Here is a 23983-nt window from a genome sequence, read left to right as displayed (position 1 = left end):
TCAGTGTCGCCATGGGAATTATCCTCTGATGCCGGCACGTCGGGTGAAGGAGGACCCCTATGCCGACGCCATATGAAACCGTGAATGACACCAGCAGTTTGCGGGCGTTATTTGAACGAACAAGAGCAGCACAGAAGCTTTTTGCAATCTATTCGCAGGAAGAGACAGACCGGATTTTTCTCGCCGCTGCATCTGCCGCGTCTGCCGCGCGCATACCGCTTGCCAAAATGGCAGTGGAAGAAACGGGGATGGGCACATTTGAAGACAAGGTAATCAAGAATCACTTCGCCAGCGAATTTATCTACAACGCCTATAAAGACACGAAAACCTGCGGGCTGATCGAGGAAGATACCGCATACGGTATCAGGAAATACGCTGAACCGCTGGGGATCGTGGCAGCCGTCATTCCCACCACCAACCCGACGTCAACGGCCATATTCAAGGCGTTGATATCCCTGAAAACGCGCAATGGCATCATCATCTGCCCGCATCCGCGTGCGAAGGATTGCACGATAGCCGCCGCAAAAATCGTGCTGGAAGCGGCGGTAAAGGCCGGTGCGCCGGCCGGTATTGTCGGCTGGGTTGATTTTCCGACACTGGAATTGACCAATATGGTGATGAGCCAGGCTGATACGATTCTGGCCACCGGCGGACCCGGCATGGTCAAATCCGCCTATTCATCCGGCACACCGGCCATCGGGGTGGGGGCGGGCAATGTCCCGGCTGTGATTGATGACAGCGCGGACATCCGGCTGGCCGTTAATTCGGTGATCCACTCGAAAATCTTTGATAATGGCGTTATTTGCGCTTCGGAACAGTCGGTCATCGTGATGGATGCCGTCTATGATGCCGTCAAAAAGGAATTTGCCGAACGCGGCTGCCATTTGCTCAACCCTGACGAACTGGAAAAGGTTCGCAAGACAATCATTATCAATGGTGGTCTGAATTCGCAGGTGGTCGGGCAGTCTGCTCCTGAGATAGCGGCGCTTGCCGGTATCAGCGTACCGGAAACGGCAAAGATCCTGGTCGGCGAAGTGGAAAACACCCATCTGTCTGAAGAATTCGCCCATGAAAAGCTTTCGCCCGTGCTGGCCATGTACCGGGCTGCCACTTTTGATGAGGCGCTGGACAAGGCAGAACGACTGATTGAGGATGGCGGCCTTGGGCATACTTCATCCATTTTTGCCAACCCGCTGGCGGCCAAGGACAGGATAGAACGCTTTACGCAGCGGATGAAAACGTCCCGTATCCTCGTTAATTCGCCTTCCAGCCACGGCGGTATCGGCGACCTGTACAACTTCAGGCTGGCGCCTTCCCTGACACTGGGCTGTGGGTCATGGGGCAACAATTCGACCAGTGAAAATGTCGGTGTTTCTCACCTGCTCAATATCAAAACTGTCGCTGAAAGGAGAGAGAACATGCTCTGGTTCCGCACGCCGCAAAAGATTTATGTCAAGAGGGGCTGTCTGCCGGTGGCGCTTGATGAATTAAAGAGCGTGCTTGGCAAGAAAAAAGTCTTCATCGTGACAGACCACTTCCTGTACGAAAATGGCTATACCCGCAGTGTTACCGCCAAGCTTGATGAAATGGGCATCACGCACACCACCTTTTTTAATGTGGAGCCTGATCCGACGCTTGCCTGTGCGAGAGAGGGCGCCCGGCAGATGGCCGCTTTCCAGCCCGACTGCATCATTGCGCTGGGCGGCGGCTCTCCCATGGATGCGGCAAAGATCATGTGGGTGCTGTACGAGCATCCGGATGTTGATTTCCAGGATATGGCCATGCGGTTTATCGATATCCGCAAGCGCATTTATGCTTTCCCGAAGATGGGCGAAAAGGCTTACTTTATCGCCGTGCCCACAACCGCCGGCACCGGATCGGAAGTCACGCCTTTTGCCGTGATTACCGATGAAAGCACCGGTATCAAGTATCCGCTGGCAGACTATGAGCTGATGCCGCACATGGCGATTATCGACACCGATCTGATGATGAATGCGCCAGAGGGACTGACCGCCGCATCCGGCATGGATGCGGTAACCCATGCGCTGGAAGCCTATGCTTCCATGCTGGCCACGGATTACACGGACAGCCTTGCCATTGGGGCATTGAAAATACTCTTCAATTATCTCCCGCAAGCCTATGACAATGGCCCCAATGATCCGCTGGCCCGTGAAAAGACCGCCAATGCAGCAACGATGGCTGGCATGGCCTTTGCCAATGCCTTTTTGGGGGTATGTCATTCGATGGCGCACAAGCTGGGCGCACTTTTCCATCTGCCGCACGGGGTGGCCAATGCCTTGCTGATAGGCGAGGTAATGCGATTCAATGCGTCTGAAACCCCGCTGCGGATGGGCACTTTCTCGCAGTATGGCTATCCGAACACGCTTGCGCGCTATGCCGAGATTGCCGATGCGCTGGGCCTGGATGGACAGAACCATGAGGAGAAATTCGAGTGCCTTGTCACGGCGGTTGAGGCATTGAAGGATCGGGTCGGTATCCCGAAAACCATCCGGGAGTACGGTGTGGAGGAAGCGGATTTCCTTGCCCGGCTGGATGAAATGACCGAGCAGGCGTTTGACGACCAGTGCACGGGAGCCAACCCGCGTTATCCGCTACTTGCCGAGATCCGGCAGATGTATCTGAATGCTTATTACGGCAGGGGAGAAAAATCATGAAACCTGAATCGATTATTGCCACCCGCCCCAACAAGGTCATCTACCGGGAAGGGGATGTTGCGATCAAGCTGTTTGAAAAGGGGTATTCGGCGGCAGATATTTTCAATGAAGCGCACAACCATGCCATGGTGGAAGAAACCGGCTTTCCGGTTCCGCCGCTGGAGGCTGTCAGGAAAATTGACGGCCAATGGGCTATCGTGACGAAATTCATTGAAGGAAAGACACTCGCCCAGCTTATGGAGGAAGACCCGGCAAGGGCCGATGCCTTCCTGGAACGCATGGTGGAAGTCCAGGTCGCCATGCATGAGTATGCGTCAATGAAGCTGCGTCACCTGACAGACAAAATGTATGAGCGGATCGGGCTATCGGGCCTGAACCAGGCGACACAATTTGAGCTCCACGCCAGGCTGGGCAGCCTGCCGAAAAATTTCAAGCTGTGCCATGGCGACATGAATCCGACCAATGTCATCATCACTGATTCCGGTGAATTTTATGTGACTGACTGGTCACATGCCACGCAGGGCAATGCCAGCGCTGATGCCGCCAGAACCTATCTGCTGTTCAGGCTGGCTGGCCACGATGAGCAGGCGGAAAAATATTTCACTATGTTCTGTAACAAAACCGGCTGCAGCCCCGATTATGTGCAGAAGTGGCTACCTGTTGTCGCGGCGAGCCACCTTGTGAAGGGCCAGCCTGTTGAACGGGAATTTCTGGTGCGCTGGACGAATGTAGTGGAATACGGATAATCCGCATAAAAGAAGGCCCATAGCAGAACAGAAAAAAGCCAGGGATTTTCCCTGGCTTTTTACGCTTTGCTTCTGTAACGATTACATGCAGTCAAAGCCTTCGCAGCTGTCGCCCTGTCTTTCGTTTGTCTGTGGCTTGCCCTGGGTAGCGGCTTTTTCCTTCTCCGACTCCTGGAATTCACGCAGTCTTTCCGACTGGTTCAGGCTGTCTTTCGCGTTTTGGGCACCGGCGTTCTGCTGGCTTTTTTTGTTGGCATCGTTAATGTTACCCATGGTTTATCTCCTTGATGGTTTGTGTGCTCTTGTTGGAGCGGCATTTCCGTGAAAGATTCCTTTTTGTCTCCTGCTGTTTGCGCCATGTCAAAGCATCGGCAGGCGTTTGATCAATGGCGGGATTATGGTTTTCACCGTTATCCGGCATGCCTGCCAGATGATGTGAAAAAACAGGGGGTTACATGGTTTCAGATGTCCATTCTTCGGGGACAGACAGCCGGGAAATATGCTATAAGTAAAGCAGTCTGCCCCGGATTACGAGCGTCAACAGACGCGTGCCACCTTTGCGGATGAACAAGGTTCATAGCCTTTTCCAGGCTTTCAATCAGTACCGGTGCCCAGGGGACAAAACAGGAATTGCCATCACCGGAGCACAGCATATGGGAAACGAACAATACCAGGGAATTTCTATCACCATTTCCACTGCACTGGCCAGGGAAGCCAGATCAAATTATCCGGACATAGCATGGGCACAGAATCTGCCAGCCTATCTTCTGCAACGTGACGATAATGAGATCACGATCTATTTCAATCAGCTTGATGAGCCCCAGAAAGACTGGCTTTACAAAAGGCTGGCAGAAGAGGGCCATTCCACTGCCGCCAATACGATCATTAGTATGCGCCAGGCGGAAAAAGATCCGTCAAATATCGAAATCAGCACACTCAAGATGTTTGTGCAGGGGCTAAGCCGCTATCTTCTGCATGACACGATTGACGGCTGGGTTTACAGCATTGGCGGGAAGGGTGAGCAGATGCCCTGGCTGGTCAATAATATATATCTCCAGGAGGGACGCTCAGCACCACCGAACGTGGCGGTGCAGCTTATCGCCAACAGCCCGCAGCTGAGTGTTGACTATACGCAGCGGCCGGTCAGCCGTTTCCTTTACTTTTTTGCCGATGACCTGATGCCAAAGCGGATAGCCGATATTCTTGCTGCAAAGGGGTATGTCAAGGAAACCCAGGACCTCAAGGAACAATACCGGGCATCGCTTGCCAAATTTTCCGATTATTTCGTGATGCATAATGCGCAATTTGTTGCGACACGCGGCGGTATTGAGGTGGATTTTGACAAGGGGAACAGGAATAGTGAATGGGTGACCTTTGAAGGGCCTGCCAAGGTGGTCAATGATGAAGGCATCATGCAGCGCAAGTTTTTCACGCAGCTTGATTCACCGCTATGGGGCCAGTTTGGCAAGCTGTACTCGGAAATTCCCATTCATCCCAAGATTTTCTGCTTCAACCTGGAAGCCCATACCAATATGTGGATCCATGTAAACAACCTGACCGAGTACGTCTATAACCCCAACCTGCGTGACAAGCTGATTCTGCCTGACTCTCACCGGGATCTTGTCGATATCCTCACGCAGGACATGGATGTGCTGATGGAGGATATTATTCCCGGCAAATCGGGCGGAACCACGATTCTTTGCAAGGGCGCACCGGGGCTGGGGAAGACGCTGACAGCCGAGGTATATGCGGAAATCGCCGAGCGGCCGCTTTACCGCGTGCATTCCGGGCAACTGGGTGTCATGTCTGACGAAGTTGAAGTGAATCTCGACAAGATACTCAAAAGGGCAGGCACAGCGCTGGGGCGCCGTCATGCTGATTGACGAAGCGGATGTCTATATCCGCCAGCGGGGACATGACATTGACCACAATGCCGTAGTAGCGTCTTTTTTACGCACCCTGGAATACTTCCACGGCCTGCTGTTTTTGACGACAAACCGGGTCAATGATGTGGATGATGCCATATCCTCACGCTGCATTGCCACTATCGTGTATGAGCCGCCGGTGCCGGAAGCAGCCAGGCGCATATGGAAAGTGCTGGCAGAGCAGTTTGACGTAAAACTGTCGGACAAGCTGATTAACGATCTGGTCAGGCAGTTTGACGGCATATCGGGCCGGGATATCAAGGAGCTTTTGAAGCTCTCCGCCAAGTGGTGCCGGCAGAAAGAGGTCAAACCGTCACTGAAGGTGTTTGTCAGTTGCTCGCAGTTCAGGGGAATGTAAGCCTGAAAAGATTAAAAGGGGGCTACAGGAACCACTCGGGTTCAGCCCGCCGGGTAAAATCTGTTTCCAGCTCTTCTTTATGATACAGAAAAGCCGGATCATCAAAATGGCGCGCCTTGACCGGACATTTTTTTATGCAGGCACAGCATTTTATGCAAATGCCTGTCATCTGGCTGACATCGTCCGGGTTTATTGAACCCATCGGACACGCTTTTGCACATGCTCCGCAGTCTCTGCATCGTTTGAGATTGGTGAACGGTTTCACTTTTCTCAGATCCACTGCATGCCCTTCACTATCCCTCGGCTGATAGTAGCCTCTGTAGGGATAAGGTATTCCCTTGAGATGAATGGGGGAAAGATTCCCTGTGACGTCAATCGCCCTGATTTTTGCGGCAGCTCCTGCTGCAAATGCCTCCACCAGCGCCATGTCATCTGCATCGGGCCGTCCGCCGCCCAGCGTGGTGGAAAAAGCATGCTCGCCTACAAAAGCGGCAGCTGCCACTGTATGAAACCCCTTGTTTTCAAGAATATCCCTGGCTTCTATCAGGGCATCGTCATAAGCACGGTTGCCAAACGCGGAAACGGGAATGGCCAGCGCGCCACCGCCCTGCATGGTGTCAAGGAACGGTAACAAGACATTGGGGATGCGTCCGGCAATAACCGGTGTGCCGAAAACCACCAGTTCATCCGATGAAAAGACCGGCCTGCGGTCTCTGCCGGAAGGAAGGGTAAAGTCAAACTCCTGGCTGGACACACCGAGTTGCCGGCTGATGCTGTTCGCAATCTGCGTCACGATTTTTTTCGTGGCGCCGGTCGCACTGAAATACATCGCCCAGACTGTTGAAATAACCATGAGTACCGACTCCTTTCCTGTTGAAATCAGTGTATCGTTTCATCAGAAGTCAAACTTTCGATATAATGACAGGCACTATCGATGGGACGCCATTCCCTGTGAAAGCAACCATGAAAAATTTTTCAGATTGGACCAAATTGTATACCCCGGAAATGGAAGGGCTTCCTTTTTCGGTATATCTGCGTTCACAAAATATCAAGGCACGCGAGGTTTTTGACTACCATGTGCATCCCTGGAACCAGTTTACTTATGCCACCGAGGGCACACTGGTCGTGGATATCCAGAACCGGCGCCATATCATCACGCCCGAGCAGGCCATCTGGATTCCCGAAGGCACCCGGCATGCTTCCGGTGCACTGATGAATACGGCACTGCGCACGCTGTATGTCAAAAATCCGCCGCAACTCATGATGCCGTACGAAATCACGGTCTATGCCATGAATCCGCTGTTGAGGGCCTTGATCATCGAAATGGAACGCATGGATCTGGGGGGCGAAGAAACAGCCTACATTGAAAGAGTCAATGAACTGGTTATTGACCAGTTTCATCGTCTTGAAAAGCTGAACCTTCATCTGCCCTGGCCACAATCGTCTTTGCTTCTGAAAATATGCGAAGCCATTTACGAGCAGCCCGGTGATGAAAAAACCGTTGAGGAGTGGGGGAATGAACTGGGCGCATCAGCGCGGACGATCACCCGTCATTTTGAAAGGGAAACGGGAATGACCATGAGGGAGTGGCGCCGCAGGGTACGTCTTTTCCGTTCGATTGAATGGCTGGAAAACGGCATGCCCGTTACCGCTATTGCCCTGAACCTGGGTTATGCTTCCCCCTCGGCCTTTACCTACATGTTCAGGGAACTCACCGGAGCCAGTCCAACCGAATGGAAGAAAAAACGGTAGGGCAGACATCTGCCTGGCCGCGGATTTTTTCATACAGCCTTGAGATTTTTCCGGCGCTGCTCCTTTACAAGTTGTGTGCCGTTCAACGGCATGTAATACTTGCCAAAAACCGGGGAAGGGCGCTTATATCCGTTTGACCGGCAAAACATGAAAAACAGGACAGCGTCCTGGAAACCTTACAAACCGGGTACAAACAATGGATCAGATAGTGGCGGTCATTTCCTCGAAAATGGGATTCGTCTTCCTGGCGATAGACCTGATTGGCACCTTTATTTTTGCCATGAGTGGCGCTGCTGTCGGTATACGCAGGCACTTTGACGTATTCGGCATCTTTGCGCTCGCCGCCGTGACCGGCGTAGGCGGGGGGATTATCCGCGATCTCTGCATTGGCGCAACACCACCCGCCGGGCTGACCAACCCGCTTTACATGCTCATGATTTTGCTGGCGGTTGTGGTGAGCATCTTTTTCAAGAGAGTCATCAACCGGTTTGAATTGCCCGCGCTCTATCTTGATGCCATCGGATTGGGCTTTTTTGCCGCATTCGGCGCAAACAAAACCTACCTGCTGACAGGCAATCTCCTGCTTGCCATTCTCATGGGCTGTGTGACCGGGGTAGGTGGCGGGTGCCTGCGGGATATTCTTTCCGGCAGCAGTCCGCATATCTTTTCGCGCGAAATTTATGCGACAGCGGCGATTGCCGGTGCCTGTATCGAGCTCTTGGGTTCAACAGGGATGATCAATCCTGCCTGGAGTATCTGGATTGCCATCATCGTTTGTTCAGCCATGCGTATCCTGGCCCTGCATTTCAAACTCAATCTCCCGAGGATAAGCACATCCTCATACTGAATATTCAGGGTCAGGCCGCATTAAATTGCCTGCTGAAAGCCATTGTGTCATTCATTGCGCACAATTCGTGAGCTGATATAAAATAACCGCACGGAGATGGTATTCCTCCATTAACCGCTTTCATTAAAGAAAGCTGATGATACCTGCAGACTGTCCCTCCCGGATGGCACCTGCAGTTTCAGGATCGTCAGCCGGCAATGTAAAAATGAAAGTGAGTTAACAATGTATTACTCCATACTGTCCATCTGTATAGGCGCATCACTTGGTGCGCTGTCTCGCTGGCTGCTCGGCAACGCCCTCAACGCTTTTTTCCCGCTGATGCCTCCGGGCACCCTGGCGGCCAATCTGATCGGATCATTCCTGATTGGTGTGTCCATCACTTTTTTTGCCAGTCTGCCTGAACTCAGTCCGGCATGGCGTCTTCTGGTCATTACCGGATTCCTTGGAAGCCTGACAACTTTTTCCACTTTTTCAGCAGAAGTCACTATCCTGCTGAAAGAGGGGGAAGTCATGTGGGGCTGCATTGTCATCGCGACGCATGTTCTTGGATGCCTCTTCATGACACTGCTCGGGATGCTTTCTCTTACATTATTAAAAACAATCAAATGAGGTTTGTCATGAAAGGATTCCAACTGACTTTTTTCACCCAGCAGGATCGAAAGCACGCCCACATGCCCTTGGGCATGTGGCTTATCGAAAAATCCCATGACCATGTATCGCCTGTATGAAGTGTACGAATACGGCAAACTCGGGCAGGTCGTAGACAAGAAAAAAGCGGCTGAATGGAAAGCCATGGCAGAAAAGACCATGAAAGAAGAGGGAATATCCCGGAATGACTGGGTTGATGATTTCCGCCTGAAGATGGAAGAGGCAAACAAAAATTAAGCATCAGAAACATGGCGTTAATAGGGCACGGGTATCCGTGCCTTTTTTGGGTTCCCCAAAAGACGATATCCTGAATATATGCGGTTGAGCGGCAAAACAGCCCAATGGCAGGTTTTGCTGGCTCATTCGGCCGGCCGATTGATGAGGTAATTCCTAGATAATTGTTTGGCGTATGTCATGTGGTGAATTACATAGGTGTCCGAGATAAACAACACGCTCACGAATTATATGAATCGCATTTTGAATATTTGGGCTTTAATTTAACATAATATACATTATGCGAAATTGCGGGTGTAGCGGCTAAGTAGTAATGTCCGAATATAGCCAAGTAGAAATGTCCGCTTTCTTCCTTATAAAACAAGGAAGTATCCTGATAGACCCACGTCAGCACAGGAGACATTTCAATGAGAAACGTATCGGAGATTATTACTGTGAGCATGCAAGAAATCAACCGCCTCAAAACAATCCAGGCCATCATTGACCGTCACATGACCACTTCCATTGCTGCCAACAGGCTCGGACTGTCAGACAGACAAGTCCGCCGACTTGTTGAAAGATACCGTGACGAAGGATCGTATGGTCTTATTTCAAAAAAACGCGGCAAGCCAAGCAATAACCAGTTGCCCGGAGAACTGAAGGAAATGGCGCTTAAAATCATCCGCGACCATTACCATGACTTCGGACCAACACTTGCGTGCGAAAAGCTGGCCGATACCCATGGCATTCATCTGGCCAAGGAAACTGTCAGGCGATTAATGATGCGTTCAGGTATCTGGATTCCACGAAAAATGCGAACGCCAAAGATTCAGCAGCCACGTTACAGGCGTGCTTGCCTGGGCGAACTTATCCAGATTGATGGTAGTGACCATCGCTGGTTTGAAAATCGGGCACCAGCATGCACCCTGCTCGTTTATGTGGACGATGCGACCAGCCGCCTCATGCACTTGCATTTTACCCGCTCTGAATCCACCCTGAGCTATTACGTTGCGACACGGCAATATGTCGAGAAACATGGCAAACCCATGGCCTTTTACAGCGACAAGGCAAGCGTTTTTCATGTGAACAAAAAACAGGCCACCAGCGGCAAAGGCCATACCCATTTTGGCCGTGCCTTATACGAACTGAACATAGAAGGATTTTGTGCACACACTTGCCAGGCAAAAGGCCGTGTTGAACGGGCACACCAGACCTTGCAGGACCGTCTTGTGAAAGAACTCAGGTTGAAAAAAATAAAAACCCTTGAAGAAGCAAACGCTTATGCTGAAGAGTTTATCCAAATTTACAATATGAAATTCGCAAAAGAACCCCGTCACAGCAATGACGCTCACCGCCCGCTTCGCGATGATGAAGATCTTGATCTCATCTTTACCTGGCGCGAACAGCGATGTGTATCAAAACGCCTGACCATCCAGTACGACAAAAAACTTTACCTCTTTGAAGATAATGAAACCACACGCCGCCTGATAGGACATTACATTGATGTGTACCACTACCCGGATGGAAGGATAGAACCACGGGCGAATAACACTCCCCTTCCCTTTGTTATCTATGATCGGCTCTCAGAAATAGATCAAGGGGCTATTGTGGAAAACAAACGGCTTGGTCACGTTCTTCAGCTGGCACAGGCTGTCCAGGAAAAACGAGAAAACAGACGCTCACAAGCTGGCCCGACATCTATAGAAGCACCTCGCCGACGAGGAAAAACACCAGGCAAGAAATCCCAGCGAGCATTGGATGACAATGATGTCCTGGAAGCATGGCAGCAGCTGCAACAGTGTGCGTAAAAAGTGAGGTTAAAGGATGATACTGCCCTTTTGTTTTGCCGCTACCAGGTCGCTTTCAGCGGCCGTGCGTAGACGTACAAAATCGCTTTCCCTCATTTTTGAAAACTCTCTGGTGAAAATATTGTAGGTGAGCATGATCCATTGCTCACCTTCTTTTTCCACAGAATAGGCCATGATAACAGCGCCGTCCATCGTGACTTTATTGAGGCGAAGGAGTCGCCTGTTGGGATAATCTAGACGTCGAGGTTGTCCGTAATGTCTGCTAAACACGTCCATAACTTCTGTCGAGAACCCAGGATGGTGTGATTTTTTATGAGTTTCGTAACTCTCACGTATGGCATCATCGACATTTTGATGACAATCTCGAATCGCCTTCTCGTCGAAAGGCTGTTCTTCAACGATATAAGGCGGCCCGACATACCAGCTCGGGTCACGATCCGGATCAATTTCGATCGCCAGGATGGTTCTGCTTCCGACATCTGTACATCTCCAGGTTTGCCCTGTTGATGTCATGAATTCAGTGCCAATACTAAAATCCTCAAGCTTCATCCTTAGTCCTTGCTCAACAAATCATTCAAATACAAAGCATTAGTATACCTTCTGCCTGTGCTTGCATGAACGTCAAAGCGCCTAGTTTTGCAATATTTCAAATATAGTTGTATAGTTATATTATGGATACGAAACAAGCAACAACGACTTTTGAAGCCCTCTCTTCAGATGTGAGGCTGGATATCTTCAGGCTACTCGTCAAGCATGCGCCGGATGGACTCGTTGCAGGCGAAATAGCAAAAGCACTGGATATTCCTTCAACTAACCTCTCCTTTCACTTGAAAGGGATTACACACAGTGGGTTGGTCAACATGGAAAAGGAAGGCCGTTACCTGCGGTATCGCGCCAATATCCCTCTCATGCTTGAGCTGATTGGCTATCTGACGGAGGAATGCTGCTCAGCTGATCCGGAAAAATGCATGAGTTATCGGGCTGATTGTGGCATTCCCGCTGGTTTTTTGCCTGATCCGGCTGCCAAAAAGAAAAAATGACATCTAGTAAAAGGATTACTGACATGAGTACACAGGAAAAAAACGAAACGATTATCAGAGACACCGTGCGTACCGGCTATGCCGCTATTGCTATTGGTGCAGAATCTCCGTGCTGTTGTAGTGGGCGCAGCGGTCCATCAGACCCTGCTCGACTTGCTGCTGCTATGGGGTACGATGCAAACGATCTTGCCAACTTGCCGGATGGGGCCAATATGGGTTTATCCTGTGGTAATCCGGTTGCGATTGCGGCACTGACTGAAGGCCAGGTTGTACTTGATCTCGGCAGTGGCGGCGGCTTTGATGCGTTTCAGGCTGGTGAAAAGGTGAAGATGGCAGGACGGGTTATCGGTGTGGACATGACAGCCGAAATGCTGGGTATCGCCAGAAAAAATATTGGACAGTACAGAGAACGAACTGGACTGGATAATGTGGAATTTCGTCTGGGCGAGATTGAACACCTTCCTGTGGCAGACAGCACCGTTGACGTCGTGCTTTCAAACTGCGTCATCAATCTTTCACCCGATAAGCCCCAGGTCTGGCAGGAAATCCATCGGGTATTAAAACGGGGCGGCAAGTTATCTGTTTCTGACCTGGCCATTCTAAAACCGCTTCCGGAAAAGGTGCGTGAGATGGCTGCTGCTCTCGTCGGTTGTGTGGGCGGTGCGGTATTGGTTGATGATACCCGTGCCATGCTGGAAAAGGCTGGATTCACTTCCATTATGCTGACTCCAAAGCCTGGCTATGTGCAGCAGATGCAAGACTGGAATGATCCACTTTACAAAGAGATTGCTGAAGCGTTGCCGGAGGGTGAAAAACTGGAAAACTATGTTGTCAGCCTGAGTATAGAAGCCAGAAAAAATGTCTGATAAGAAAAATACAGATTTAACTGATTCCGAGAAACCGGCTCCTCTTAGCAATCTTGATACTTATCTTGACTTCCTGGTTTCGCAGTTGGATGCAGTTTTCCCTGGCAATCCTGAATCACAGTCCGCTGATAAACATGATGAACTTGGAAACGAATTAAGAAGACGTTTTCCTATAAAAAGAAAACATCATCACGTCTGGGCCCATTATCTCAGGAGCTGGTCCAACGGAAGAGATATTCACTATATTTCAAAGAGCGGGAAGATCAGCAACGATAGCATCGCCGGTCTTGCTCAGGAGCGTGATTTTTACAAACTCGAAAAAATTGAACCTGATGAGCTAGCTTTGATTGAAGCACATTTTACGCATGTTCATCCTTCATTAAAAAAAGCCCACCAAAAGAGATTAGACCTTTACAAAAGGCGATATGAAAAACTTGAGCTGATACGAAAGAAAGGCAGTCATATACCTGGTGTGGAGGCTTTTGTTGAATGGTGCACCTACAATCTCATTGAAGGTGAAAACTCGGCCATTGAAACCTATGCCAGGCCCGTCTTAGACGCTCTTGTCAAAGGTAATTTATCTATTCTCGATAAGAGAGAAAATTATGTGAATTTCACGAAGTTTCTTTCCTTGCAGCTAACGAGAACAAAAGCCTTGAGAGACAAATTCACACGAGCACTGAGGGCAGACAATTCTCCTGATTCACTAAAACTGGCCAATTTAATTGAAAAGCACTGGTGGTATCTGTACTTTATGTTTGGGGATAATATCAGTACAGATTTTATTCATAACTCAGATTCTTATCGTTGTACCATGTGCACCAATAGAACGGGCATTGAGTTCATTACTTCTGACTGTCCAGTAGCTAACATTCATCCCCAACCCACTGTAGAGATGATTAATTATTATCCTTTATCTCCTGAAAGAGCATTTATCATTTCCAATACAGAAGAATTCCCTGTTCACCGCGAGATTAACACCGATGAGGAAGTGGATTTTCTAAACAGGAAAATTGTTGCAGCAGCTTACGAGAACGTTTTTGCCAGCAATGCGGAGATTTTGAATAGATACCGCCCTCATTATTTGAATACACGGCAATAGAAAAAGTGGACATTTCTACTTAGCCCGAAAGCGGACATTTGAGCTAAGTCTTGACATGCGGGGCCTAATATGCCAGATATTTCCGGGACTCCCTAAACAAATGCTAATCCTTCGCATGGCGTCACATGCCTGGATGTTTTGCGGTCATCCTCTTTCAATACAGTGAATATTTGCAGGCATCTCTTCTTTTCAGGATGGTATCCGGTTTGATGGCATCATCCGTAACCGATAGATTGCCTGTACGCTGTTTTTCCAAATGCCAAAGCAAAAAAAACATTAAAATCACATTAAAAACCAAATATCTTCATCATTATCCTAATGTAAATTAGTAAAAAATGATCGAATGGCATGGCTGCTTTTCTAAGTCCGCCTCACTATTTTTATGCCCTTTGTCAGAATGACGGTTTTTCAAAAAAACAGGGAATATGCTTTCTTTTTGTTTTTTGTTATATATAATTCCTACATGTTTAATAGGAATTATATATAACCATGCAACCAGACACTTTGCTCGCTCAGGCGGGAAATCATTCCGATCCCCGCACCGGGGCATTGTCGGCGCCGATTTATCAATCGGCGACTTTCAGCCACCCAGCGCTTGGTGAAAGCACGGGATATGACTATTCCAGGACATCCAACCCGACCCGTGCCGCCTTGGAAAGCACGCTTGCCGCGCTGGACGGCGGAAACCGCGCCTGTGCTTTTTCTTCCGGCATGGCGGCCCTGGATGCGGTTTTCCGCCTGATTCAGGATGGTCCGCGCAAGCGGGTCATTATTACGGAGGACCCTTATGGTGGCACGGTGCGGCTGGTGGAAAAATTCTTCCGCCCTGCCGGGCTTGAGCCGGTGTATGTGGATACATCGAGCATAAAAGCTGTGGAAGCTGCATTATTGCAGGGAAATGTAGCAATGATACTGGTTGAAATCCCGTCCAATCCGCTTTTGCGGGTGGCGGATATCCGTTCACTGGCTTCGCTGGCACATCGTTCGGGCGCTTTGCTCGCTGTTGACAACACCTTCCTGACACCTTACCTGTTTCGCCCCTTCGATCATGGGGCCGACCTGATTGTGTACAGTGCCACTAAATACCTGAGCGGACATAATGATGTGGTGGCCGGCGCAGTGATTTGCCGGACAGAAGAATGGGGGGCTCGGCTCGCCTATATGCAAAACGCGGTGGGGGCTGTTTTGGGTCCCTTTGATTGCTGGCTGCTCTTAAGGGGCCTGAAAACATTGGGAATCCGGCTTGAACGGCAGCAGGACAATGCCCTCGGAATTGCCCGCTTTCTGGCGTCGCATCCACAGGTTTGCCATGTGCGCTATCCCGGCCTTGCTGACGATCCTGGTCATGCGCTTTTAAAGCGTCAGGCCAAAGGGTTTGGCGCGATGATTTCTTTTGAAACAGATGATCCCGAACGCATTCCTGACATCCTGAAAAAGGTCCGGGTCTTTTCTTTTGCCGAAAGCCTGGGAGGCGTAGAGTCGCTGATTACCTACCCGCTTGTCCAGACACATGCTGACATACCCGGGGATGTCCGGGAGCGCCTTGGCATCAATGAGCGCCTGCTGCGCCTTTCTGTTGGCATCGAGCATGTGGATGACCTCATTGCCGACCTGAAACACGCCATGACATGAAAAGGAAAACCATGGAATTTTCTACCCTGTTGATCCATGCGGGACAGGATCGTGATCCCGCCACAGGCGCATCAAGTGTGCCGATTTATCTTGCTTCGACCTATTCCCAGCCTGATCCGGAAAACCCGGCGCAATATGACTATGCCCGCAGCGGCAACCCGACCCGCGACGCGCTGGAAAAGGCGATGGCTGAAATCGAGGGGGGCGCCATGGCGCTCGCCTTTTCTTCCGGCATGGCCGCCCTCTCCTCTACTCTGCTTCTTTTCCAGCCCGGCGATCATCTTATCGCCGGCACAGACATTTACGGCGGCACCTATCGGGCATTGACGGAGATGTTTTCGCGGTGGGGACTCAAAACCAGCTTTGTGGATACGACAGACCCGGCGCAAATCGAAGCGGCTGTAACTGCTTCCACCCGGGCAATTCTCATTGAGACACCGTCCAATCCCCTGCTGCGGATTACTGGCCTTGATGCGGTATCGGCGATTGCCAGAAAGCATGGATTGCTGGCCATTGCTGATGGCACATTCACGACGCCTTTTTTGCAGCAGCCGTTAAAACACGGTTTTGACCTGGTCATTCACAGCGCCACGAAATTCCTGAACGGGCACTCCGATGTGGTGGCAGGTATTGTTGTCGCAGGATCACGCGAATTGGGCGAGAGAATCCGGTTTATCCAGAATGCTTTTGGCGCCGTGCCGGGCGTGCAGGACTGCTGGCTGTTGATGCGCGGGCTGAAAACACTGGGTGTGCGTCTCGCTGCTGAACAGGATGCGGCTGGCTGGCTGGCAGAACAACTGCAATCCCTGCCTCAGGTAATCCGCGTTCATTACCCCGCGCTTGTCGGGCATCCTGGCCGGGAAATCCATGCGCAACAGGCGTCAGGCGGAGGAGGCATTCTGTCTTTTGAGCTGGAGAGTCCAGCCCTTACCCGGGCTTTCCTGCGCAATGTTCATCTTCCCCTTATTGCTGTGAGCCTGGGCGGTGTGGAAAGCATCATGACTTATCCGGCAACCATGTCGCATGCTGCCATGCCCCCAAAAGAAAGGGCCCGCCGCGGCATCGGCGACAACCTGGTCCGCCTTTCCGTGGGCCTGGAAGCGCCAGTTGACCTGCTTGCTGATATCTGTCAGGCACTGGAAAAGGGATTGAGGGAAAGCGTCTCCGCATAGGTATATTTTCATCAGGCATCCCCTCATTCGGGCTGCCCTAATTTATCAGGAAGAAAGGTTTTATCATGGCACGGATATTTGAGGACAACTCACAATCAATCGGCAATACGCCGCTGGTACGGATCAACCGCATTGTGGGCAATCAGGCAACTGTTCTGGCAAAAATCGAGGGGCGAAACCCTTCTTTCTCTGTCAAATGCCGTCTTGGCGCTGCTCTTGTCCTGGATGCCGAGAAAAAAGGAATCCTCAGGCCAGGAATGGAAATTGTTGAGCCAACAAGCGGTAATACCGGTATCGCCCTAGCCTATATTGCTGCAGCAAGAGGCTACAAAATCACCCTGACCATGCCGGAAACAATGAGCGTGGAAAGACGCAAGGTGCTGGCAATGCTTGGCGCAACGTTACGTCTCACGCCTGGTGAAAAAGGCATGGGTGGCGCAATCAGGCTGGCCGAACAAATTGCCATTTCGGACCCCGCGCAGTATTACCTGCCGCAGCAATTCAAAAATCCGGCCAATCCTGCCATTCATGAAGCCACAACCGGGCCTGAGATATGGAAGGATACGGATGGCGCAGTTGATGCCGTTGTCGCCGGTGTGGGAACCGGCGGCACCATCACCGGTATTTCACGGTTTATCAAACACCAGAAAGGAAAGGCAATAACGTCCGTTGCGGTTGAACCGGCCGGAAGCCCTGTTCTTACCCAGGCACTGGCAGGGCAGGCTATCAAGCCGGGGCCTCATAAAATCCAGGGCATTGGTGCCGGGTTTATTCCTGAAACACTGGATTTGTCACTGCTTGACCGCGTCGAACAAGTCGGCAACGAGGAAGCCATTGATTTTGCCAGAAGGCTTGCCAGGGAGGAAGGAATTCTCTGCGGTATTTCTTCGGGTGCGGCAGCTGCCGTGGCGGCAAGGCTGGCTGCACTTGACGAATTTGCAGGCAAAACCATTGTTGTCATCCTGCCTGATGCCGGAGAGCGTTATCTGTCATCTGTCCTGTTTGAGAACATCGCGGCCTGATTTTTCGATGTGACGCGTTATCATGGCCTGTTTTTACAAACAGAGGTAATGGGAGAGCCTGATGAAGTTTTCGACAAGAACACGCTATGCCCTGCGTTTGATGCTGGATCTTGTGTCTGTTCCTGCTGGTGAGTTTGTCGCCCTCAAGGATATTGCGAAAAAACAGGATATCTCGGTCAAATATCTTGAACAGATCGTCATCTTCCTGACCCGCGCGGGGCTGCTTGTCAGTTCCCGCGGTCCGCAAGGCGGATACCGGTTGGCAAAAAAGCCATCAGAATACACGCCGGGGGACGTCATACGCGCCATTGAGGGAAATCTTGCCCCTATCGCCTGCCTGGAACAGCAACCCAACACCTGCCCCCGCGCAGCCCACTGCACGACGCTCAGGTTCTGGGAGGGGCTGCATCAGGCTACCAGCGCCTATTTTGACAGCATGACGCTTGAAGATCTGGGCAGCTCCGAAAACCCTGCCGATCTGTGTATGCGCTGAATGCAGCATGATCTGTATATGAAATAACGCAATGACAAGGATGGTGTTCTGAAATGACTGTCAGGCAATCTTTTCCGGATACGGAAAACACTCAAAGCCGGGAAAGGTATTCCCGCCATATCCTGCTGGATGAGCTTGGTGAAAGCGGGCAGGAAAAAATCAGGCGCGCCCATATTCTCGCTGTCGGCGCAGGCGGGCTGGGGTCTCCTGCCTGTTACTACATGGCTTCTGCCGGTATCGGGAAAATCACCCTTGTTGATGATGACAGGGTGGAACTGAGCAATCTCCAGCGCCAGATATTGCACCCCACGGACAGAATTGGCGAAAACAAGGCTTTATCCGGCGCGATGACCATCAGGCAACTCAATCCGGATGTGGAGGTTATCCCGGTGACGAGCCGTCTGGATACCGGCCTCATACATGCGCTTTTACAAGATGTCACACTGGTGATGGATTGCTCGGACAACTTTGCGACGCGGCATGTGATTAACAACGCATGTGTTGCCAGGAAAATACCGCTGGTTTCCGGTGCTGCGCTGAGATTTGACGGGCAGGTCTGCGTGTTTGATTTACGCCGGGCCGATGCCCCCTGTTATTCATGCCTGTATTCTGCCGATCTGGATTTTACCGACAGGAAGGCGGCCCAATTTGGTGTTTTTGCGCCGATGATAGGCGCAATCGGCACGATACAGGCGGCAGAAGCCCTGAAATTGATTGCCGGCATCGGAGAATCACTGTCCGGCAGATTGCTGTTGCTGGATGCCCTGAAAATGCAATGGACCGAAATCCTAATCGAGCGCAGTCCTCAATGCCCGGTTTGCGCCTCCCGCCGGTAAAAAAGGGGCAATAACGATGGCGTGGCCCCGTCTTTTCACAGGGCAAAATTATCTTTGCTGACACCCAGGCTGCTCAGATAAGCCTGCAGATCTGGCGGCAAAGCGTCAAACCGTGCCTTTTCCCTGCCTGGCTCAGGCAATACCTGGCGAGCATCAGGCTTTGGCGCTGTTCTTTGGTCCTGTCGCCACGAATACTGCCGTTAATTATGCGCAGCGATTTCATCCTTTTGTTTTTCAGAAATCAGGCCGGGCTTTACAACGACAATATAAGCTGGAATATGTTTTTTAATATCAGTTGGTTATATATTTAATTTAATGCAATATATAGCATTAAATTTGGCGTCTATGTGATTTTTGTGCGGGCGGCGGGCATCGCGGTTTAATGCGATTTTTTCTGCACATCAAACCAGGCACGGGCAACACATTTCTGAAAGCGGACAATTTGACCGGGATCGGGAATATAGCGATACATCTGGTATGGCATAACGGTCACCCAGGGTTCCGGCGGCATCGGGATCACCCTGTCACCCGTGTAAAAGCCCTGCGTGAAAAAATTCCACAGGCTTTTTCCCTCATCAAGGGCAACACCAAAAATCAGCAGGGGGACGCCCTCGGGCATCACTTCCTCCCCTCTTTTGCTCAATACGTCAGGCGGTATGAGGCTGGCCGGGGCATAAATCGAGCACACCAGCCCATCATCGCCCTTGTCCACCAGGGCATTGTATTCACTCAAGGGTTCAGGCAGCGAGACAAATTTCTGACTCTTTACGGCACTGGAAAGCCAGGCACTCATATTGTTAATTGCTTTTTCAGTAAATTCGTCCGGTGTTGACAGGACAGCTTTACCTTCATCCATGTTCAGGTAGTTGATTGTGTTCATATATTCAGCATTCCGTAGCGGAATAAAAGAAGGGATATCCGGGAAAGCACTCATTATATGTCGTATGGCCCTGTTTTCCAGATATCCGTTTGCCCTGATCCATAATCGGCCCCCGAGCCTTTACAAAACTTTACCTGCTTTTACATTTACTGCTCTTAAGAAATTCTCTGATTTGCTGATAATTACTCATGTTATTTCAAAATCAAAAAAACGGAGGGACATCATGATATCGTCAATCAGCAGCAGCATTTCATCCTGGAACAGCTCACTCTTTTCCAAACTGGATACGCAGGACAAGGGATACCTTGAAAAAAGTGATTTACAGTCTGCCCTTGAATCGGTTACTGCTGTAGCAGGCACAGCATCGTCTGAAAATATTGATGACATTTTCAGCAAGATCGACAGCGATGCTGATGGCAAAATCACGGAAAATGAACTGGGTACGGCATTGGCACAGCTTGCCGAAGAACTGGACAACCAGTTTTTCCAGTCGCGCATTGAACGCGGCATGACAGGCGATATGCCGCCTCCCCCGCCGCCAGAAGGCATGGGAGAAACCGATTCAGCGGGATTCACACTGGAAGAGCTGACCAGCCAGCTTGAGGAAATCGGCTCTTCTGACAGCAAGCGCTCGGCCCTTATTTCCAACATCATCGAAAACTTTGAGGCAGCAGATGCTGATGGCGATGGCAAGGTCAGCATGGAAGAGGCACAAGCGTATGACAAGGCCAATTCCACCACCCAGGCTGAAAATGACGAAACGAAAACCGCGATGAATCTTCTTCAGTTGCTCCGCGCCTATGGCATCGGCGAAGAATCTTCAGTATCGCCCATGCTGTCGGTAACGGCCTGATTACACTCCCCCCTGTAACCATTATTCCAGTACTGAAAAGAGCTGGAATAATGGTTTTTTTCATGGAAATGATACTGGCCGGCTCTGGATAAAATAAAAACGCTGCTCCTGTTTTTTTTATTTTTCTGCCTGCCTGTCATGACAAAAATTCTGCTTATTGATGATGATGTTGAACTGACGGATATGCTCGCGGACTATCTGAAACAGGAAAATTTTACGCCAACCATCGCTCATGATGGCGAAGAAGGTGTGGATGAAGCGCTTTCCGACGCTTATAGCATGGTTATACTTGATGTCATGATGCCCAAGATGGGCGGGACAGAAGTCCTGAAGCGTGTCCGGCAAAAAAGTACGGTTCCGGTGCTGATGCTCACTGCCAAGGGAGATGATACAGACCGGATTTTAGGGCTTGAGCTGGGTGCAGATGATTATGTTCCCAAGCCATGTACCCCTCGTGAACTGACCGCCAGAATACGCGCCATACTGCGGCGGGTATCCCCTGCTTTGCCGGATTCCCCCGAAGTCATCCATGTTGGCCTGCTTGAGATTTATCCTGAAAATCGGCATGTGACATGGGATGGCACCCCGGTTGTGCTGACCAGCACAGAATTCAACCTGCTCAAGGTACTGGCTCGCCACGCAGGGCAGCCTGTCAGTAAAAACGATCTTTCTCTCATGGTGCTGGACAGGCCGATGGCGCGTTTTGATCGCAACATTGATGTACACATGAGCAGCCTGCGCCAGAAACTGCCTTTGCTTCCCGGTGAGCGCTCCTGTATTCAGACTGTTTACAAGCACGGTTATCAGCTAATCAGGGAATAAACTCGTGGGACGCCTTTTCTGGAAATTTTTCTTTTCGATCTGGCTTGCACAACTGACATCAATTTTTGCCGTGGGTGCCGCGTTCTGGCTGCATCAGCAGCATCTTGCCAATGTCATGCGCGAAATCGATAGCAGCCCGCCCGCGCTTTTTGAAATTGAATCTGCTGCGGCAACCCTTGAGTATGGCGGTATAGAAGCCCTGCAGAAATTATTGCAAAGTAGAAGCAACAAGGACCGGCCAGCTCTCGTGTATGCCATTGATGAAAAGGGCCAGGAACTGCTTGGCCGGCCAATGGAAAACACGCTGGTAACGCTGGTTCGCAAAAATAAGGACGCCAATATTACACGGCACGTCAAAGCACCGGATGGCCAGTCCCTTATTCTCTTTGTGCCGGCACCGGAAGGCATGCTGAACCGCTTGCCACCCCCACAAAACGGCGCGGGAATGCCCCCTCCACCACCCAGGCCACCCCCTCTTTTACCCTGGCAAGCCATTTTGGCGGCGCTTTTGGCCAGCCTGTTATTTGCTGCCCTGCTTGCATGGTATTTCTCAAAACCCATCAATTTATTGCGAAAGGCTTTTAAAGCCGCCTCTTTGGGAAACCTGCAGCCGGAATTGGGAAAGCAAATGGGAAAAAGGAAAGATGAACTGGCTGATCTCGGGCAGGATTTCGACAATATGGCCGCACAGCTTCAGGCGCTGATAAATGGGCAACGCAGGCTCATGCATGATGTTTCACACGAATTGCGTTCACCGCTGGCACGGCTGAATGTGGCAATCGGCCTGGCCAGACAGCAGCCGGAAAAACAGGAGTCCTCTTTTGAGCGGATTGAATATGAAGGCACCCGGATCAACCGGCTTGTTGATGAGCTTTTGGTCCTGTCGCGGCTGGAAGCCGGTGTGATCGATGTGAAAGAAGACTGGATCAATGTTGATGAACTCCTTGCCCATGTCGTCAATGATGCGCGTTTTGAGGTGCAGGCGCGAGAAAAAAACATTCTCTTTGACAGCCGCTCTGATGCCCGGTTGAAAGGAAACGAGGAGTTGCTGTTTCGCGCCGTGGAAAATGTTGTTCGCAACGCAATCAAGCATACTCCTGTTGGCAGCAAGGTATGGATTACATGCGAAAAAGACGTAGCACAGGCCCAGGTACGTATATGCGTTTCAGACGAAGGAGCGGGTGTGGATGAAAACGAGCTTGATACGATTTTCAGGCGGTTTTTTCGCAGTACGCGAACATACAGTACGACAGAGGGTCATGGGCTGGGACTGGCTATTGCCCGGCAGATTGTTGAGTTGCATCACGGCAGCATCAAGGCATTTAATCTGCCGGATGGGGGCTTGTGCGTGGAAATTATTCTGCCTGTTGAGGCATGACAGGAGGTTCCTGCCTGTCTTGTAATACCCTGATATACTTTGACCGTCTATTCTATTCAGGAAGTTGCCATGCGTTTTGAAGGAAGCTCAAATTACGTTGCCACGCCCGAACTGCAGATGGCGGTGAATGCCGCCATCACGCTACAGAGGCCTTTGCTGATCAAGGGGGAGCCGGGTACCGGCAAGACCATGCTGGCCGAAGAAGTGGCGAGTGCGCTTGATATGCCGCTCATGCAGTGGCATATCAAATCGACCACCAGGGCCCAGCACGGGCTGTATGAGTACGATGCGGTTTCCCGTCTGCGCGACTCGCAGCTTGGAGATGAAAAGGTTGCCAATATCGCCAACTATATTATCAAGGGTGTTCTCTGGGAAGCCTTTGAGGCGGACAGGCCGACGGTGGTACTGATTGATGAGATTGACAAGGCGGATATTGAGTTTCCGAATGACCTGCTGCGGGAGCTCGACCGGATGGAGTTTTATTGTTATGAAACTCACCAGCTGATCCAGGCGAAACACCGCCCGCTTTTCATCATTACCTCCAATAATGAGAAAGAACTGCCGGATGCCTTTTTGCGCCGCTGCTTTTTCCACTATATCGCCTTTCCGGACAGGGAAACGATGACCAAAATCGTGGATGTCCACTTCCCGCACCTGTCGGAAAACCTGATGCGCGACGCGCTGGAAGTCTTTTACAATCTTCGCCAGGTCAATGGTTTCAAGAAAAAGCCCTCGACATCGGAGCTGATCGACTGGTTAAAGCTCCTGAAAGCGGAAGGTATTGATCCGGGATATTTAGCCGCTGGTGACAGGCTCTCCAATGTGCCGCCACTTTATGGCGCACTCATGAAAAACGAGCAGGACGTGGACATGCTGCACCGCCTTGTGCAGATGAACCACCAGCGCTAGGCACCC

Annotated in this window: 25 protein-coding genes and 1 riboswitch; of the genes, 21 read left to right on the top strand and 4 right to left on the bottom strand. The window is 50.8% G+C overall.

Going from position 1 to position 23983, the window contains the following annotated elements; all coding sequences use genetic code 11:
- Positions 1 to 59 precede the first annotated feature (59 nt).
- Positions 60 to 2675 carry a bifunctional acetaldehyde-CoA/alcohol dehydrogenase gene (adhE, locus tag NB640_RS12855; protein WP_269309083.1) on the top strand — a complete coding sequence of 872 codons (2616 nt, stop codon included), beginning with the start codon at positions 60 to 62 and terminating at the stop codon, positions 2673 to 2675.
- Positions 2672 to 3421, top strand: coding sequence for a phosphotransferase (locus NB640_RS12850; protein ID WP_269309082.1), 750 nt, complete (start codon positions 2672 to 2674; stop codon positions 3419 to 3421). Before adhE ends, NB640_RS12850 begins: the two co-directional genes overlap by 4 nt.
- Positions 3422 to 3502: 81 nt before the next feature.
- Here NB640_RS12850 and NB640_RS12845 read toward each other — a convergent pair whose 3' ends face one another.
- The gene (locus tag NB640_RS12845) at positions 3503 to 3694 is read right to left on the bottom strand and encodes a hypothetical protein (RefSeq protein ID WP_269309081.1); all 192 of its coding nucleotides are present in this window, start codon (positions 3692 to 3694) and stop codon (positions 3503 to 3505) included.
- 380 nt (positions 3695 to 4074) lie between these two features.
- Here NB640_RS12845 and NB640_RS12840 point away from each other — a divergent pair, with 380 nt between their 5' ends.
- Positions 4075 to 5304, top strand: coding sequence for an ATPase (locus NB640_RS12840; RefSeq protein WP_269309080.1), 1230 nt, complete (start codon positions 4075 to 4077; stop codon positions 5302 to 5304).
- Positions 5294 to 5704 carry an ATP-binding protein gene (locus NB640_RS12835; protein ID WP_269309079.1) on the top strand — a complete coding sequence of 137 codons (411 nt, stop codon included), beginning with the start codon at positions 5294 to 5296 and terminating at the stop codon, positions 5702 to 5704. Before NB640_RS12840 ends, NB640_RS12835 begins: the two co-directional genes overlap by 11 nt.
- 22 nt (positions 5705 to 5726) lie before the next feature.
- On the opposite strand, the gene NB640_RS12830 is transcribed toward NB640_RS12835, so the two are convergent.
- On the bottom strand, positions 5727 to 6557 hold the full coding sequence (locus NB640_RS12830; protein ID WP_269309078.1) for a 4Fe-4S binding protein: 831 nt from the start codon (positions 6555 to 6557) through the stop codon (positions 5727 to 5729).
- Positions 6558 to 6667: 110 nt separating this feature from the next.
- Between NB640_RS12830 and NB640_RS12825 the strand changes: the two genes are divergently transcribed.
- The 5 genes from NB640_RS12825 (at position 6668) to NB640_RS12805 (ending at position 10972) form a co-directional block, all read left to right on the top strand.
- Positions 6668 to 7456 (top strand): helix-turn-helix domain-containing protein, encoded by a 789-nt coding sequence (locus tag NB640_RS12825; protein WP_269309077.1) that lies wholly within the window; start codon positions 6668 to 6670, stop codon positions 7454 to 7456.
- 196 nt (positions 7457 to 7652) lie between these two features.
- Positions 7653 to 8303: a trimeric intracellular cation channel family protein gene (locus NB640_RS12820; protein ID WP_269309076.1), complete on the top strand. Its 651-nt coding sequence runs from the start codon at positions 7653 to 7655 to the stop codon at positions 8301 to 8303.
- A gap of 83 nt (positions 8304 to 8386) precedes the next feature.
- A riboswitch (Fluoride riboswitch) is annotated at positions 8387 to 8456 on the top strand.
- Between the two features lie 69 nt (positions 8457 to 8525).
- Complete coding sequence (gene crcB / locus NB640_RS12815) at positions 8526 to 8912, top strand: fluoride efflux transporter CrcB (protein ID WP_269309075.1); 387 nt, start codon at positions 8526 to 8528, stop codon at positions 8910 to 8912.
- Positions 8913 to 9008: 96 nt separating this feature from the next.
- Complete coding sequence (locus tag NB640_RS12810) at positions 9009 to 9188, top strand: hypothetical protein (protein WP_269309074.1); 180 nt, start codon at positions 9009 to 9011, stop codon at positions 9186 to 9188.
- A 404-nt stretch (positions 9189 to 9592) separates the two neighbouring features.
- Entirely contained in the window at positions 9593 to 10972 is a 1380-nt protein-coding gene (locus NB640_RS12805; RefSeq protein WP_269308751.1) for an ISNCY family transposase, read from the top strand.
- A 9-nt stretch (positions 10973 to 10981) separates the two neighbouring features.
- Here NB640_RS12805 and NB640_RS12800 read toward each other — a convergent pair whose 3' ends face one another.
- On the bottom strand, positions 10982 to 11521 hold the full coding sequence (locus NB640_RS12800; protein ID WP_269308750.1) for a hypothetical protein: 540 nt from the start codon (positions 11519 to 11521) through the stop codon (positions 10982 to 10984).
- A 122-nt stretch (positions 11522 to 11643) separates the two neighbouring features.
- Between NB640_RS12800 and NB640_RS12795 the strand changes: the two genes are divergently transcribed.
- From NB640_RS12795 to NB640_RS12760, 8 genes are all read left to right on the top strand, one after another.
- Complete coding sequence (locus NB640_RS12795) at positions 11644 to 12012, top strand: ArsR/SmtB family transcription factor (RefSeq protein WP_269308749.1); 369 nt, start codon at positions 11644 to 11646, stop codon at positions 12010 to 12012.
- Positions 12013 to 12035: 23 nt separating this feature from the next.
- Entirely contained in the window at positions 12036 to 12878 is an 843-nt protein-coding gene (gene arsM, locus NB640_RS12790; protein ID WP_269308748.1) for an arsenite methyltransferase, read from the top strand.
- A complete protein-coding gene (locus tag NB640_RS12785) occupies positions 12871 to 13980 on the top strand; it encodes a DUF4238 domain-containing protein (RefSeq protein ID WP_269308747.1) in 1110 nt (369 codons plus the stop codon). The genes arsM and NB640_RS12785 overlap by 8 nt, the downstream gene beginning before the upstream one ends.
- A gap of 489 nt (positions 13981 to 14469) precedes the next feature.
- Positions 14470 to 15612: a trans-sulfuration enzyme family protein gene (locus NB640_RS12780; protein ID WP_269309073.1), complete on the top strand. Its 1143-nt coding sequence runs from the start codon at positions 14470 to 14472 to the stop codon at positions 15610 to 15612.
- A gap of 11 nt (positions 15613 to 15623) precedes the next feature.
- Positions 15624 to 16784, top strand: coding sequence for a trans-sulfuration enzyme family protein (locus NB640_RS12775; protein WP_269309072.1), 1161 nt, complete (start codon positions 15624 to 15626; stop codon positions 16782 to 16784).
- Positions 16785 to 16849: 65 nt separating this feature from the next.
- The gene (gene cysK / locus NB640_RS12770) at positions 16850 to 17806 is read left to right on the top strand and encodes a cysteine synthase A (RefSeq protein ID WP_269309071.1); all 957 of its coding nucleotides are present in this window, start codon (positions 16850 to 16852) and stop codon (positions 17804 to 17806) included.
- Between the two features lie 61 nt (positions 17807 to 17867).
- Positions 17868 to 18299 carry an RrF2 family transcriptional regulator gene (locus NB640_RS12765; RefSeq protein ID WP_269309070.1) on the top strand — a complete coding sequence of 144 codons (432 nt, stop codon included), beginning with the start codon at positions 17868 to 17870 and terminating at the stop codon, positions 18297 to 18299.
- Between the two features lie 53 nt (positions 18300 to 18352).
- Positions 18353 to 19135 carry a HesA/MoeB/ThiF family protein gene (locus tag NB640_RS12760; RefSeq protein ID WP_269309069.1) on the top strand — a complete coding sequence of 261 codons (783 nt, stop codon included), beginning with the start codon at positions 18353 to 18355 and terminating at the stop codon, positions 19133 to 19135.
- A 379-nt stretch (positions 19136 to 19514) separates the two neighbouring features.
- Here NB640_RS12760 and NB640_RS12755 read toward each other — a convergent pair whose 3' ends face one another.
- Positions 19515 to 20015 (bottom strand): hypothetical protein, encoded by a 501-nt coding sequence (locus NB640_RS12755; protein ID WP_269309068.1) that lies wholly within the window; start codon positions 20013 to 20015, stop codon positions 19515 to 19517.
- A gap of 223 nt (positions 20016 to 20238) precedes the next feature.
- Here NB640_RS12755 and NB640_RS12750 point away from each other — a divergent pair, with 223 nt between their 5' ends.
- The 4 genes from NB640_RS12750 (at position 20239) to NB640_RS12735 (ending at position 23977) form a co-directional block, all read left to right on the top strand.
- Positions 20239 to 20868 carry an EF-hand domain-containing protein gene (locus tag NB640_RS12750; protein WP_269309067.1) on the top strand — a complete coding sequence of 210 codons (630 nt, stop codon included), beginning with the start codon at positions 20239 to 20241 and terminating at the stop codon, positions 20866 to 20868.
- A 138-nt stretch (positions 20869 to 21006) separates the two neighbouring features.
- Positions 21007 to 21690 carry a response regulator transcription factor gene (locus tag NB640_RS12745; RefSeq protein WP_269309066.1) on the top strand — a complete coding sequence of 228 codons (684 nt, stop codon included), beginning with the start codon at positions 21007 to 21009 and terminating at the stop codon, positions 21688 to 21690.
- A gap of 4 nt (positions 21691 to 21694) precedes the next feature.
- On the top strand, positions 21695 to 23068 hold the full coding sequence (locus NB640_RS12740) for a HAMP domain-containing sensor histidine kinase (RefSeq protein ID WP_269309065.1): 1374 nt from the start codon (positions 21695 to 21697) through the stop codon (positions 23066 to 23068).
- Between the two features lie 69 nt (positions 23069 to 23137).
- Positions 23138 to 23977 (top strand): AAA family ATPase, encoded by an 840-nt coding sequence (locus NB640_RS12735; protein WP_269309064.1) that lies wholly within the window; start codon positions 23138 to 23140, stop codon positions 23975 to 23977.
- Positions 23978 to 23983: the final 6 nt, after the last annotated feature.

Origin of the sequence: Oxalobacter vibrioformis (assembly GCF_027118995.1) — a bacterium.
Classification (GTDB): domain Bacteria; phylum Pseudomonadota; class Gammaproteobacteria; order Burkholderiales; family Burkholderiaceae_D; genus Oxalobacter; species Oxalobacter vibrioformis.
The sequence above is the reverse complement of the archived record's forward strand: the minus strand, read 5'-3'. Positions and strand labels throughout refer to the sequence as shown.

Coding starts and splice junctions, on each gene's coding strand:
- NB640_RS12810 (WP_269309074.1), top strand. CDS start 9,009: ATGACCATGTATCGCCTGTATGAAGTGTACGAATACGGCAAACTCGGG.
- NB640_RS12835 (WP_269309079.1), top strand. CDS start 5,294: ATGCTGATTGACGAAGCGGATGTCTATATCCGCCAGCGGGGACATGAC.
- NB640_RS12745 (WP_269309066.1), top strand. CDS start 21,007: ATGACAAAAATTCTGCTTATTGATGATGATGTTGAACTGACGGATATG.
- NB640_RS12850 (WP_269309082.1), top strand. CDS start 2,672: ATGAAACCTGAATCGATTATTGCCACCCGCCCCAACAAGGTCATCTAC.
- NB640_RS12760 (WP_269309069.1), top strand. CDS start 18,353: ATGACTGTCAGGCAATCTTTTCCGGATACGGAAAACACTCAAAGCCGG.
- NB640_RS12805 (WP_269308751.1), top strand. CDS start 9,593: ATGAGAAACGTATCGGAGATTATTACTGTGAGCATGCAAGAAATCAAC.
- NB640_RS12840 (WP_269309080.1), top strand. CDS start 4,075: ATGGGAAACGAACAATACCAGGGAATTTCTATCACCATTTCCACTGCA.
- adhE (WP_269309083.1), top strand. CDS start 60: ATGCCGACGCCATATGAAACCGTGAATGACACCAGCAGTTTGCGGGCG.
- arsM (WP_269308748.1), top strand. CDS start 12,036: ATGAGTACACAGGAAAAAAACGAAACGATTATCAGAGACACCGTGCGT.
- NB640_RS12780 (WP_269309073.1), top strand. CDS start 14,470: ATGCAACCAGACACTTTGCTCGCTCAGGCGGGAAATCATTCCGATCCC.
- NB640_RS12750 (WP_269309067.1), top strand. CDS start 20,239: ATGATATCGTCAATCAGCAGCAGCATTTCATCCTGGAACAGCTCACTC.
- NB640_RS12820 (WP_269309076.1), top strand. CDS start 7,653: ATGGATCAGATAGTGGCGGTCATTTCCTCGAAAATGGGATTCGTCTTC.
- NB640_RS12735 (WP_269309064.1), top strand. CDS start 23,138: ATGCGTTTTGAAGGAAGCTCAAATTACGTTGCCACGCCCGAACTGCAG.
- NB640_RS12825 (WP_269309077.1), top strand. CDS start 6,668: ATGAAAAATTTTTCAGATTGGACCAAATTGTATACCCCGGAAATGGAA.
- cysK (WP_269309071.1), top strand. CDS start 16,850: ATGGCACGGATATTTGAGGACAACTCACAATCAATCGGCAATACGCCG.
- NB640_RS12800 (WP_269308750.1), bottom strand. CDS start 11,521: ATGAAGCTTGAGGATTTTAGTATTGGCACTGAATTCATGACATCAACA.
- NB640_RS12785 (WP_269308747.1), top strand. CDS start 12,871: ATGTCTGATAAGAAAAATACAGATTTAACTGATTCCGAGAAACCGGCT.
- NB640_RS12765 (WP_269309070.1), top strand. CDS start 17,868: ATGAAGTTTTCGACAAGAACACGCTATGCCCTGCGTTTGATGCTGGAT.
- NB640_RS12845 (WP_269309081.1), bottom strand. CDS start 3,694: ATGGGTAACATTAACGATGCCAACAAAAAAAGCCAGCAGAACGCCGGT.
- NB640_RS12755 (WP_269309068.1), bottom strand. CDS start 20,015: ATGAACACAATCAACTACCTGAACATGGATGAAGGTAAAGCTGTCCTG.
- NB640_RS12830 (WP_269309078.1), bottom strand. CDS start 6,557: ATGGTTATTTCAACAGTCTGGGCGATGTATTTCAGTGCGACCGGCGCC.
- NB640_RS12775 (WP_269309072.1), top strand. CDS start 15,624: ATGGAATTTTCTACCCTGTTGATCCATGCGGGACAGGATCGTGATCCC.
- crcB (WP_269309075.1), top strand. CDS start 8,526: ATGTATTACTCCATACTGTCCATCTGTATAGGCGCATCACTTGGTGCG.
- NB640_RS12795 (WP_269308749.1), top strand. CDS start 11,644: ATGGATACGAAACAAGCAACAACGACTTTTGAAGCCCTCTCTTCAGAT.